The following is a 12144-nucleotide window of genomic DNA, read 5'->3' on the forward strand; positions in this document are numbered from 1 at the left end:
CATGGTGACGAGCGGATGGAGAACCCGGATCACCATACCAAATGCCGCACGTCCTCCGCCGATGTGGCGCACAGAAGTCCATGAGCAAGGATCATGCCGGCCCCTGATTTCTCTGTCCGCGGGTCGCACGGTCGCGGCATTGCCTTGTTTCGATACACATACGCTGGGATAGTTGACCGATAGTGAAACAACTCCGGCCGCTGGAAGAAATATTTTACACCCCAGTGCCATGATAGCTGGAACTGAGTCTGGCACGGATATCGCTGGGCTGGGTTTTCAGAGGGGACGGCCCGCGCATTGCGGAATCGAGCGGATTTGAAAGCGCCAGCAGCCATGAGACCTGAAATGCCCACCATCCTGATTCTCGGGACGCGCGGCATTCCAGCGGCCCATGGTGGATTTGAAACCTTCGCCGAGAAGCTCGCGCTGTTTCTGGCCGGGCGCGGCTGGAAGGTCGGCGTCTATTGCCAGGAGGAGGTCGAGCGGGTCGACCAAAGGGTACGTGTCGACACCTGGAACGGCATCGATCTCATCCATATCCAGGTCGCCTCGAAAGGCCCTCGCGCGACGCTGGAATTCGACTGGCAATGCGTGCTCGACGCCGCACGGCGGCCAGGCATCTGCCTGGTGCTCGGCTATAATGGCGCGGTCTTCCTGACCTGGCTGAGGCTGATGCGGCGCAAGATCATCACCAACATGGACGGCATCGAGTGGCGCCGGCCCAAATGGGGTGTGGCTGCGCGCGCGTGGTTCTGGCTAAACGAATGGATAGGCGCCTGGGCCTCGCACCGCCTGGTCGCCGACCATCCGGTGATCGCGGATCACCTGGCGACCCGCCGGCCGCGCAGTGCCATCGCCACCATCACCTACGGCGCCGACCCGGTTACATCGGCACCGGAGACGTCGGTGCGCGCGCTCGGCCTGGAGCCTGGCGAGTACCTGATCTCGATCGCGCGTATCGAGCCCGACAACAACATCCTGCCGATGGTCGAGGCCTTCTGCAGCCGGAAGCGCGACATGAAGCTGGTGGTGCTGGGCACGCTTTCCCCCGATATCCCTTACCATGTCGCCGTCCGCAAGGCGGCGAACGCCTCGGTGGTGCTGCCCGGCGCGATCTACGACCAGGCGACAGTGAAGGCGCTGCGTTTTCACGCGCGCGCCTATCTGCATGGCCATACCGTCGGCGGCACCAACCCGTCGCTGGTCGAGGCGCTGGCCGCCGGCAACATGGTCATCGCCCATGACAATCCCTACAACAGATGGACCGCCGGCGCGGCCGCCATCTTCTTCACCGACCGGCAGAGTTGCGCCGAGCGGATGCGGCAGGCGATGGAAGATGACGCGCTGGTCAGGACCTGCGGCGCGGCCGCGAGGGCCCGCGCCAACGAAGCTTTCCGCTGGGACGATGTCCTGCTTGCCTATGAAACCGAAGCCTACCGCCTTCTGGGGGTGAGCGCCGCCGCTGCCCAGCCAGTCGACCGTCCCTCGCCCGGAGCCGTATGACGGGCTGGTCGCGACGGCGGCTGCTGAGGACCGCGCTGTCGACGGCGCTGGTGCCCGCAACGGCAGCACTCTCGGCCGCATCGCCCGCGCCGGCCGCCGCCGGCGAATGGCGTTTTCGCCACGGCGTCAACGCCTGGCCCTGGTTCGCGCTCACACGCGAGTTTCCCGCGCCGCGCACCGACTATGACTGGCCGCCCTTCCAATCGCAGCGGCCGGTGCCGACACCGGACGACCTTCGCCGGCTGCGCCGGACCGGGCTCGACTTCGTCCGCCTGCCGGTCGATCCCGGCCCTTTCCTGGCCGCCGATGCCGCCACGCGCACAAAATTGCTGGCGATGCTGGACGATGCCGTCGCGGCAGTCATCGATGCGGATCTCGGCATCATCGTCAACGTGCAGGCCAACGGCGCCACCCATTACTGGAATCCCGACCGCATGGTTTCCAGCACCGCCGCGCCCGAATTCGAAGCCTATCGCGCGCTGGTGGGCACGCTTGCCGGCAGGCTGCAGCGGTTCCCGTCGGGCATGGTGGCGCTGGAACCGGTCAACGAGCCGCCGCAATCCTGCTCGTCAAACGTCTGGTCTCTGGTCCAGGCGGCGCTTTTGACGGCAGCCAGGGCATCGTCGTCGACCTTGCCGCTTGTCGTCACCGGCGGTTGCGGCTCGATGGTGAGCGGGCTTGCCGCGCTCGATCCGGAACCGCTGGCGGCCTTCGAGCCGATCCTGTTCACCTTTCATTTCTACGAACCCTATCTGTTCAGCCATCAGGGCGCACCCTGGATGCGCGAGCCCGTCTACCGCGCGCTCAACAACGTGCCATGGCCGGCCTCCGCCGGCTCGCTCGAGCGGACGCTGGCCTCGGTCAGGGCCCGCATGGCCGGGGACACCGAAACCTCGGAAGCCGACAAGCAGGCCGCCTATGCCGAAACCGAACGCGTGCTGACGGTCTATTTCGACGCCAGGCCCGATCGCTGGTTCGTCGACAAATATATCGGCCAGGCGCGCGGCTGGGCCGACAGCCATGGCATCGCGCCGACGCGCGTCATCATGGGCGAATTCGGCGCGCTGCGCACCGACGCCCGCTACGTCGCCGCCCCCAACCCGGACCGCGCCCGCTACATCGCCGATGTAAGGCAGAGCGCCGAGGCATCCGGCTTCCCGTGGGCCTTCTGGGACCTGTTCGACGGCATGGGCATGATGGACGACAAAACCCGCTCGCTCGACCCGGCGATGGTGGATGCATTGGGGTTGAGTATGCCGGAATAAGCGCCTTCCAGATGCGGCCGAGTTCCTTGTCCCCCGTCCGCCAGGACAGGGGGAGCGCGCCGTAGAGCGCTACCTCGGCACCCCTTGCGCGCCCGGACGCCCCGCCACCTTCACCGGCCTGTAAAGCGCCAGCGCTATCACCACGAACTTGGTCATCAACGTCGTCTTTGACGCCAGGCTTTCGGAGGTGTTGAGCAGGATCAGCCAGCCCAGCATAGTCAGCCAGATGCCGGGATGGCAGCGGCGCGCCACTTCGTGCATGAACAGCACGAAGCCGAAAAACAACAGCAGGGTGAAGAAGGCGCCCTGATAGAGGAGCAGGCGGATGATCGGGTTCTCGATGCCCTGTTCGAGGCCGTTGATGCGGCGCAGGCTTTCGATGAGATCGATGTCGGGCCCCACGATCAGGTCGCGCGGTTCGAAATGCTTGAACAACTCGAACATTTCGACGCGGGCATTGGCGCTGCCGCTGTCCGACACGAAGCGCTCCAGCAGCGCGTCGAAGAAGCCGTAGGAGAACAGCATGACGACCACGACCGGCAACAGCGAGGCGAGCATGACGGCAAGGGCGGCACCCGGCAGGCTGATGCGTCCTCGCCGCAGATAAGCCACGCCGCTGAAAAGCAGATAGATGCCGCCGAGCGCGATCGTCGTCACCATCGCCGAGCGCCCGCCAAATACGACCAGCGCCGCGCATTGCAGGCCGATCAGCCCTAGCCGCAGCGGCATGGACAGGGATTTCGAACCGGAGAGCAGCGCCAGCACATAGATCGAGGTGATCGTGGCATTGGACAGAGGATGGCCCTGGAGCGCCGTCGAGCGCAGGTCGTTCATGAACACCTCGCCGTCGAGCCGGTAGGGAAAGACCAGCGTCTTGGTGGCGAACTCGAACAGCGCCAGCAGCGCGTTCACCGTCATCACCGCGTGCACCACGGTTTGCATGCGGGCGAACGTCTTTTCGTCGGCCTCGGCCAGCATCATCACCAGCAGCGCCGCCGCCACGAACGTGTCGATCATGCCGGCCATGCCGGGGCGTTGCCTGATGATGACGACGACCAGCAGCATGATCGACATGACGGCCAGCAGCGCGCTGGCCGGCCGCCTGTCGGCGATGGTTAGCATGTAGCCGACCGGGTTGCCGAACGTGCAGGCGCGCCAGGCGAACATCAGCACGAGCAGATAGGTGGAAGGATGGATCTTGGTCGCCGGATTGCCGGTCAGGCCGTCGTAATTGTAGCCCACCAGCCACAGCATGCCACCCGAAATACTGAACAGCAGCGCCACCACCGCGACCAGGCCGTAGCCGGTCACCCAGTCAACGGAATTGCCGGTGCGGGGCGCGGTCGGGGCTTGACCCTGGCCGGCCCAGCCCGCCGCCGGGGTGGCGGACCGGGCGGCACCCCGGATGGCAGCCATGTCAGGCCGCCTCGTCGACCAGCAAGGCGCCGGTCGGCAACCGCCCCATGACGGAAATGGCTTGCGAGGCCGCCGTGATATCGCGCATCGGCGTCGCGTTCAGCGTGGCGACGAGCACGATCTCGTCGACCATGGCGACCAGCGGTGAGGCGTTGAGATTGTCGGCCAGCGCGCCGCCGTCGACGACGACGAGTTCGAAATTGCGGCTCGCCTGGGCCAGCATATGCTGTGTGAAATAGACGCCCTGCGCCTCGGAAAAGGCAGCCTTCGGCCGACCCTTCCCCAGAAGCGCGACGTTGCTGCCGGGCGCGTATTGGCTGAGCGCTTCGAACGCGTATTCGCCGCGCAGCACGTCGAGGAGACCTGGCTGCGGCTCTTTCTGGCTGCCGCCGGCATTGTTGGTGTCGATGAACAGGACACGGCTGCCCCTGGCAGCCGCCGCATTGGCCAGCAGGCGCGCCACCCGGCCCCGCTGCGCGGAGTCTTCTGGCGCCGACGTCACCAGGATGGACGGTACCAGCGGCCAGTTCGGCGGACGCCGGCTGGACGAGAACAGGCGTCTCAACGCCAGGCCGGCAACCGCGTCCATCTTCTGTCCGGCCGGCGCGGCGGCGCCGCCGAAAGGCCACCAGCGACGGCGCGCTGATTTTGCCGGCAGCACGCCCACCACGGGCGCGTCGATGGCCGATTGCATCTGCGCGCTGGAAAGCACCGTCGGCGACGAATATTCCGCGATCAGCGCCATGCCGGTGCCGAGCCCCAGCCCGCCGAAGAACGCGCCGAATACCAACAGCAACAGCGGCGGCCAGCTCTTCTTCAGGGCCGGCATGGCGTCGGAGATGATGCGCGCATTGGTGCTGTCGACATTGACCTGCTCGCGCGTTTCCTGCGCCCGTTGCAGATAGGTGGCATAGACGGAGCGCACCGCCTCGAGATCGCGTTGCAGTTCGCGCAGCTTGACCGAGGCCTGGTCGGTGTCGAGCGACTTGCTCTTCATGCCCGCGACCTTCGCTTCCAGCGCCTGCTGGTTAGCCAGCGCCCGCTCGTAGTCGGTTTCGGCGGCGGCGCCGATACGACCGAGTTCCCGCGCGATGAGCGCGCGCGTGTCGCGCAATTGCTGCTGGGCCGCCATCATCGAAGGATGGCGCGGCCCGAGCTCCGTGCCGAGCTGCGAAACCTGGTCGACAAGTGTCGCCTCCTGCGCCCGCAGGCTCGAAATCACCGCCGAGCGCATCGCTTCCGAGGTCGCGTCGGGCGCGCCGCCGGACCGGCGCAACTGGTCGACCTGCGCCTTCAGCGTCGCGGTGCGGCTCTGTGCGGCGGCGAGCTGCGTGTTGATCTCGGTGAGTTCCTGGTCGCTGACCAGATTGCCGGCGGCCATCACCATGTTGTTGGCCGACTTGTAGGCCTCGACCGCATTCTCGGCCCGCTGGACGCGCTTGCGCTGTTCGTCCAGCCGCGCCGTGATCGAGTCGGAAGCATCCGTGGCCATCTTCGCGCGCGCGCTCGCCTGATCGGCCAGGTAGGCCTGCGCGATGGCATTGGCGAGCTTCGCCGCCTTGTCGGCGCTCTTGGCGGTTACGATCACGTCGAGGACCAGCACCTTGTCGGCCCGCTTGACCGCAAGCCGCCGGCGCAACGCATCGAGCGTCTTTCCCGTCTTGTCGGTTTCGGCCGACCCCGAGCCCAGCACGCCGCCGAGCAAGCGGCTCAACAATCCGCCCTGCCCGTTGAATTCCGGGTCGTCGGTCAGGTTGGTCGCCGCGATTGCCCTGAGCAGCACGCCGCTCGACTGGACGACGGCAACCTGGCTTTCCACCATGGTGATGCCGCCATCGGGTGGAACGCGGCTCGGATTGACGTCGTTGGTGACCACCTGCAGGTCCTGCGGATCGACGATGATCTCCGCCGCCGAGCTGTAAAGCGCCGGGGTGAACAGTCCATAGAGCAGCGCCGCGAGGGTCAGCAGCGCGGCGGTGGCGAGGATCAGGAAACGGCGGCGCACCAGAATGCGCTTCAGGTCACCCAGCTCGACGGTCGAGGACGGATAGGACGCGGCCGGCGGTGGCTCCGGCGCATATTGCATCACCTCGGGAGCGTGTTGTTGCGGCAACGAGAGCAGGGATGATTGCAAAGGTCGCTCCGACAACACTCCATGTGCCCCAAAAGCTTAAATTGCGGCTTCAGCCTAGCTATTACTCCAACTGTTAAAACACTGTTAATTATGTTGGGAGCTCTTTTGGTTTTTGGCACGGAGTTTGCGTGGCAGAGGCATGGGCCATGTTGACAGGGCGCAAGCGAGCGGGAAACGAATGCCAGTCCGACCGTCGCCCCACCAGATCGGGCCTAAGAACCGAACACCGGCCAATACCGAACATCAGAATTCTTGGGGTGCGACATGCGGGTGAGCCTGCGCCTGGACAGCGACTGCCTCCGTGCTTTTCACCTGCTGCTGCTGCAGCGCCTTGCCGCGCTCGCCGAGGTCGCGGTCAGCGTCGACGCACGCCCGGCCGGGAGCGGCATTCCGGGCAGCGTCGCGGCACTGTTTCAGCTTGAAACGGTCATCCATGGCTTGCCCGCGGACGGACTGGCCAAGCGCCTGCCCTTGTCGGCGTTAGCACCCTACCGCACGCACCCCGCCGCCGCGCCCGACCTCGTGGTCGACCTCTGCGGCGATGTGCCAATAGAGGGAACACGCGTCTGGCATGTGACCTATGACGGCGCCGGCGGCGAAGCGGCCCTGCTGGCGTCGATCCTCGATGGCCGGACCCCGCGGGGCCGCATAGAGGAGAACGGCGGCGTCGTCGCCGAAGGACGCCTGGGGACCGAATATGGCGGCATCGCGCTCGCCTCGTTCCAGGACATGCTGGCGCGCACGGCAAGCCTGATCCTGGCGGCGGTGACAGGCGCGGCGCGGGGCGCCCTACCCGTCCTGCCCGAGCCGGTGGACGGCAGGGGGCCGCCTTCGCTGCCCTCGGCCGGCAAGCTCGGCGTCAGGGCGGGCAAGGCATTGGCGCGGCGCATCGTCCAGAAGATCTACCATCTCTGCTACAACGCCCCGCACTGGAAGGTCGGCTGGCGCGAAACCGGCGGGCGGGATCTGTTCGACCTGCGCGCGCATCCGGCCTCGGGCTGGCATGAGCTGCCCGACGACGGCAGCCGCTTCTACGCCGATCCGTTCCCTATCCTTCATCAAGGACAGGTAACCCTGTTCGTCGAGGACTATATCCACCGCCTGGGCCGAGCCATCATTTCCGCCGTGCCGTTTGGTCCGTCGGGGCCGATCGGCCGTCCGGAGCCGGTGCTCGATCTGCCCTACCACCTCTCCTACCCCTTCGTCTTCGAGCGTGACGACGAGGTCTGGATGGTGCCCGAAAGCTGCGCCAACCGGACGGTGGATCTCTACCGCGCCACCGCCTTCCCGGGCGGATGGGTCAAGGAAGCGACGCTGCTGTCCGACATCGTCGCCAGCGACGCCACCTTGGTCGAGCATGGCGGCTCGTGGTGGCTGTTCGCCACCGTTCGGGACGGTGAAGGCAGCGCCCGGCACGGCGGCGGCGCCTTCTCCGACGCGCTGCATCTGTGGTCGGCGCCGGACTTTCGCGGCCCCTGGACGTCGCATCCAAGGAACCCGGTGCTGATCGACATCGCCTCGGCGCGGCCGGCCGGACGCATGGTCGAACGCGACGGCCAGCTGCTGCGTCCGGTACAGGACTGCCGCGGGAGCTACGGCGGCGCCCTTGGCATCGCACGCGTCACTCACCTTGATTTGAACGGCATGGAGCAGCATGTCGAGACGATCTTAACCCCCGGCGCGCTATGGAGTGGGCGTAAGCTGCACACGCTCAACGAGGCGGGCGGCCTGGAGTTCATCGACGGCTCGGCGATCGCGCCGCGCTGGAAAAGAGGTGGCCGTGGTTAACCTAAACGTTTGTTACTACCGGCCACCCGCGCTGGTTGCTTGAGGTTGATTATGGTCCGGAAGATATTTTCCACCACGGATTGTGGAGACAGAAGATGACCAGCATGAAGGGCAGCGAGATGACAACCGTCGACGCTGTCCCGGCCGAAGTCGACGTGGCGATCGTTGGCGCTGGAATGGCCGGCACCACGCTGGCAACCGTGTTGGCAAAAGCCGGCCGCAAGGTGGCACTGATCGATCCGCACCGCGTTCATCACGAAGAGTTCCGGGCCGAGAAAATCGGTAGCGATCAGATACGGCTGTTCGAGAAGCTCGGCCTCGACGAAACGATCATGCGGCTCGTCACGCCGTTTGACGACATTCATGTTTTCCGCCTTGGCCAATTGTTCGCGCGTGAGCGCAGGCCCGAATACGCATTTTCCTATGCCGCGTTGATTAACGGGCTGCGCGATGCCCTTCCTCCGCAAGTGCCGATAACTGTCGGCAAGGTCGCCGAGGTCTCGACCGGGCCGGACCGGCAGCGCCTTGTGCTGAACGACGGCAGGGTCATCACGGCTCGCCTGCTGGTGGTCGCCACCGGTCACAGCGAAGCGGTGCGGCGCGCCATCGGCGTCGAGCGGGTCGAGCAATCGAAAGCTCATTCGCTGTCGATGGGTTTCGACCTCGCCATTCCGCCGCGCGAATGCGTCTACCAGGCCGTCACCTGCTACGGCAGGCGGGCCAGCGACCGCGTCGCCTACATCACCGTCTTTCCCCTCGGCGACAAGATGCGGGCCAACATGTTCGTCTATCGCACCGTGGCCGAACAATGGACGAGGGATTTTCGGGCCGATCCGCGGAAGATGCTTTGCGAATTGATGCCTGAAATATCGGCCCAATGCGGCAACTTCGCTGTCTCAAGTCCCGTCGAGGTCCGGCAGATCAACCTTACCACGACGCAAGGCCATCGCCGCGACGGGGTCGTCTTCATCGGTGACGCGTTCTGGACGACATGCCCGACGCCGGGCGTCGGCATAGGGCGGGTTATGATCGACGTCGATCAGCTCCATTCCGTGCACATTCCACGCTGGCTGGAGACGCCAGGCATGGCGGCGGACAAGATCGCCGCCTTCTATGACGATCCGGTCAAGCGGGCCTCCGATGAGGCCGGCATGCGTGTGAGCATCTACGCCAGGCGGATCACCACCGAAACCGGGCTGGAATGGCGCGCGCGGCGCCTGCGCAACAACACGGCACGCAGGCTGATGATCATCGGCCGCAAGGTGCGCCATTTGGGAATGCGGCGGCAGCCGGGCATGGCGTGAGGGGTTTCCCACCCCTTATCGTCATAAAGGCCCTTCCGTGGTTCTGCCCTCGAGGCAGCACCTCTACCCGCCTACCGGAGAAGGAAACCGCCGGAGCGCTTCATCGGGAAACGGCGCTCAAAAAGCAGATCGAGTGCCGTTCGGTTGGAACAAGCGGCTTGCCGACAGGTTATTCCCGCAGGAGATCCTGTCATGGTCAAGAATATCGACCGCGCGTTGCAGGATGCTATTCTGGCAATGCGCATTCTTCGCAAATCCATCATTGATCATGGGCATATGGAAGCCATGGCCGAATTTGACGGCTTGATGAGCGTGACCATATCAGAGGCCGAGCGCCAACTCACCAGTTGGCAGACCGGTCATCGCGCCGAGCTATCGGACCACGCAGAACCCTGACGCGATCTCAAGGATCGCACATGAGGGAACCTTGCCGAACGGCATTGGTTTCATGGAATGCTATACGCCGCCGGAGGACAAAGTGGCCCGATTGGTCGACAAGCATAAGCTTGAGAGAGCCGATCGCGAGTCGCGGCTCATCCTTGACGCCGAACGGCAGGCCCGCGACGCGAAGACGGCGCGGCTTCGCAAGCAGCGGCTGTCCGCCGAGCCAAGCGGCGAGCGACAGAAGCCCGCCGCGCCGAAGCGACGTGGATGACGGCCTGCTGTTCCGCAAAAGCAAAAGGCGCGATCGGTCGATCGCGCCTTTGTTTCAGCAGGCGAATGCACTTTCCCATTCAGAGCTTGGCCGGTAACCCTGAAGGTCCAGCGAGAGCAGTGACGGCCGAAAGCCGTTCGCGCTTGGGCCAGGTTGGCTTCTCGTATTTCTTCACCAGCTATCTCCCCTTGGTGGATTACCGCAGAGAAGACCGGCTTCGGCGCCAATGTCAATCGTACCAGGACGGGTATGGTGGTCCAAACGCCTGCGCCGGGTGAATCGGTCTACCGTGCTTTCAAATCCGCCGGTACGGGATAGATTTAGGATCGAGAAAGCGCCACAAGCCGCCTGGGAGGACCTTGCCAATGTCAGACACCGCCTTGCCGCTGGTGATCAGCGCGCCCGAGCCGCGTACGCTCGAACTGATCTTCACGCCGCCGAAGCTGGCGCGCCTCAAAGCACATTATCGCATCGTCGAGACGACGCCCGACGGCGTGGCGCGGCTGCCGCCTGAGCTGCTGGCCGAGGCCCGCTACATCGTCGGCCAGCCGCCGATCTCGCCGCGGACGCTTGAGGCGATGAAAACGCTGCGCTGCGTCTTCAATGTCGAGAGCAACCTCCTCGACAACATGCCCTACGAAACACTGTTCGCACGGGGTATCCATGTCGTCACGACGGGCCTGGTCTTCGCCGAGCCGGTAGCCGAGCTCGGCCTGGCCATGGCGCTCAACCTTGCCCGCGGCATCGTCGATGCCGACCTTGCTTTCCGCAAAGGCGAGGAATTGTGGGGCGGCGACGGCAACCAGACGGCGCGGCTGCTTTCGGGAGCCGATGTCGGCATCATCGGCTTCGGCGATCTCGGCCGCGCCCTCAACCGCCTGCTGTCGGGCTTCCGCACCCACACGAAGGTGTTCGACCCCTGGCTGCCGCCGTCGATCCTGAGGGAAAACGGCGTCGAGCCGGCCTCGCTGGACGAGGTGCTGTCATCAAGCGACTTCGTCTTCGTCGTCGCTTCGGTAACCTCCGAGAACCAGGGGTTTCTCGGCGCCGACGCTTTTGGCAGGATGCGCAAGGGAGCCGCCTTCATCCTGCTCAGCCGTGCCGGCGTGGTCGATTTCCCCGCCTTGATGGCGGCGGTAAGGAGCGGTCACATCCTTGCCGCCAGCGACGTCTTTCCCGAGGAGCCGCTGGCGGGCGACCATCCCGTGCGCGCGCTGCCCGGCTTCCTGCGCTCCGCCCACCGAGCCGGCGCCCTCGACATCGCCTTCAAACGCATGGGCGACATGGTGCTGGAGGACATGGACCTGATCGATCGCGGCCTGCCGCCACTGCGCTCCAAACGCGCCGAGCGCGAGACGGTGTCGAGGATGCGCTCGAAGCCGTCGGACAGGAATTAAGCAACCGCGCCGGTGTGAGCATTGCTCAACCCCATCGGCAAGGTTTTGTACCAAACCGTACGTTGAATCCCCTTTGAGATGCACCTTCGGAGGAGTAAAAAACAACCTCTGGGAGGTAGCGATGGTTGGAAGCCATATAGACATGGCGCGGGCAGCTATCGAAGCCAGCCTCCTGCTACGACATCGTTCCATTGCTGGAAACGTCGCCTTTCGCCGCGAAATCGACCATTCCAGGCACGTGATCGCGCAATCGCGCGAGCTTCTGAAACGGCTTCGCCAACGCCAGCGCGATGATAACCGTCCGGCCTGGGAAGATACAGACCCGGTTCCCATCTCAGCGTTCGATGCCGATATTCTGCGCGCTGTGTTTCGAGATCTGGTCTCGGAAGCGAACGTGCCCGAGTGTCAATGGCGCGACTTGGCCAAAAGCCTGGTTCACGAGTTTACCGGCTGCGAGCTGGTCGAGACCGGCTTGATAGAATGGCTCATTCACAAATAGTGATCCGCCAAGGCCCGTGAGCCCGTCCCCCAAGGGATGCCCGCGCTTCCTGATGGAACGATCGTGCCGCCGGCTGGTTTTGCGAATGGTCGGGCGGTGGGAAGCCCGGCGTACTCAGAAGGCCCGTCACGAGTCGCGTCGGTGGCGGGCCTTTCCATGTCCAGCAGCGATATTGGCCGAAGG

10 protein-coding genes are annotated in these 12144 nt (G+C 65.0%); 8 read left to right on the forward strand and 2 right to left on the reverse strand.

All coding sequences use genetic code 11. The features are described 5' to 3' along the window. Window positions 1–333: 333 nt before the first annotated feature. Together AC3CB8_RS25300 and AC3CB8_RS25305 are read left to right on the forward strand one after the other, a co-directional pair. Entirely contained in the window at window positions 334–1503 is a 1170-nt protein-coding gene (locus tag AC3CB8_RS25300; protein WP_352563567.1) for a DUF1972 domain-containing protein, read from the forward strand. Continuing rightward, window positions 1500–2768 carry a glycoside hydrolase family 5 protein gene (locus AC3CB8_RS25305; RefSeq protein ID WP_023774641.1) on the forward strand — a complete coding sequence of 423 codons (1269 nt, stop codon included), beginning with the start codon at window positions 1500–1502 and terminating at the stop codon, window positions 2766–2768. The genes AC3CB8_RS25300 and AC3CB8_RS25305 overlap by 4 nt, the downstream gene beginning before the upstream one ends. Window positions 2769–2837: 69 nt before the next feature. Here AC3CB8_RS25305 and AC3CB8_RS25310 read toward each other — a convergent pair whose 3' ends face one another. Together AC3CB8_RS25310 and AC3CB8_RS25315 are read right to left on the reverse strand one after the other, a co-directional pair. Further along, window positions 2838–4184, reverse strand: coding sequence for a VpsF family polysaccharide biosynthesis protein (locus tag AC3CB8_RS25310; RefSeq protein WP_023774640.1), 1347 nt, complete (start codon window positions 4182–4184; stop codon window positions 2838–2840). A gap of 1 nt (window position 4185) precedes the next feature. Then, window positions 4186–6318 carry a GumC family protein gene (locus tag AC3CB8_RS25315; RefSeq protein WP_352563566.1) on the reverse strand — a complete coding sequence of 711 codons (2133 nt, stop codon included), beginning with the start codon at window positions 6316–6318 and terminating at the stop codon, window positions 4186–4188. Window positions 6319–6582: 264 nt separating this feature from the next. Here AC3CB8_RS25315 and AC3CB8_RS25320 point away from each other — a divergent pair, with 264 nt between their 5' ends. The 6 genes from AC3CB8_RS25320 to AC3CB8_RS25345 all read left to right on the forward strand — a co-directional run bounded on the left by AC3CB8_RS25320 (window position 6583) and on the right by AC3CB8_RS25345 (window position 11961). Then, a complete protein-coding gene (locus tag AC3CB8_RS25320; RefSeq protein WP_352563565.1) occupies window positions 6583–8106 on the forward strand; it encodes a glucosamine inositolphosphorylceramide transferase family protein in 1524 nt (507 codons plus the stop codon). A 95-nt stretch (window positions 8107–8201) separates the two neighbouring features. Further along, window positions 8202–9410 carry an FAD-dependent monooxygenase gene (locus AC3CB8_RS25325; RefSeq protein WP_023774637.1) on the forward strand — a complete coding sequence of 403 codons (1209 nt, stop codon included), beginning with the start codon at window positions 8202–8204 and terminating at the stop codon, window positions 9408–9410. Between the two features lie 192 nt (window positions 9411–9602). Continuing rightward, window positions 9603–9806, forward strand: coding sequence for a hypothetical protein (locus AC3CB8_RS25330; protein ID WP_023774636.1), 204 nt, complete (start codon window positions 9603–9605; stop codon window positions 9804–9806). Between the two features lie 31 nt (window positions 9807–9837). Beyond that, window positions 9838–10065, forward strand: a complete 228-nt coding sequence (locus AC3CB8_RS25335; protein WP_023774635.1) for a hypothetical protein — start codon at window positions 9838–9840, stop codon at window positions 10063–10065. A gap of 365 nt (window positions 10066–10430) precedes the next feature. Beyond that, window positions 10431–11462, forward strand: a complete 1032-nt coding sequence (locus AC3CB8_RS25340; protein WP_023774633.1) for a hydroxyacid dehydrogenase — start codon at window positions 10431–10433, stop codon at window positions 11460–11462. Window positions 11463–11604: 142 nt separating this feature from the next. Continuing rightward, window positions 11605–11961, forward strand: coding sequence for a hypothetical protein (locus AC3CB8_RS25345; protein WP_352563564.1), 357 nt, complete (start codon window positions 11605–11607; stop codon window positions 11959–11961). The last annotated feature ends 183 nt before the right edge of the window (window positions 11962–12144 follow it).

It is taken from the genome of Mesorhizobium sp. P160927, from assembly GCF_057766385.1.

Coding starts and splice junctions, on each gene's coding strand:
- AC3CB8_RS25300 (WP_352563567.1), top strand. CDS start 334: ATGAGACCTGAAATGCCCACCATCCTGATTCTCGGGACGCGCGGCATT.
- AC3CB8_RS25305 (WP_023774641.1), top strand. CDS start 1,500: ATGACGGGCTGGTCGCGACGGCGGCTGCTGAGGACCGCGCTGTCGACG.
- AC3CB8_RS25310 (WP_023774640.1), bottom strand. CDS start 4,184: ATGGCTGCCATCCGGGGTGCCGCCCGGTCCGCCACCCCGGCGGCGGGC.
- AC3CB8_RS25320 (WP_352563565.1), top strand. CDS start 6,583: ATGCGGGTGAGCCTGCGCCTGGACAGCGACTGCCTCCGTGCTTTTCAC.
- AC3CB8_RS25325 (WP_023774637.1), top strand. CDS start 8,202: ATGACCAGCATGAAGGGCAGCGAGATGACAACCGTCGACGCTGTCCCG.
- AC3CB8_RS25330 (WP_023774636.1), top strand. CDS start 9,603: ATGGTCAAGAATATCGACCGCGCGTTGCAGGATGCTATTCTGGCAATG.
- AC3CB8_RS25340 (WP_023774633.1), top strand. CDS start 10,431: ATGTCAGACACCGCCTTGCCGCTGGTGATCAGCGCGCCCGAGCCGCGT.
- AC3CB8_RS25345 (WP_352563564.1), top strand. CDS start 11,605: ATGGCGCGGGCAGCTATCGAAGCCAGCCTCCTGCTACGACATCGTTCC.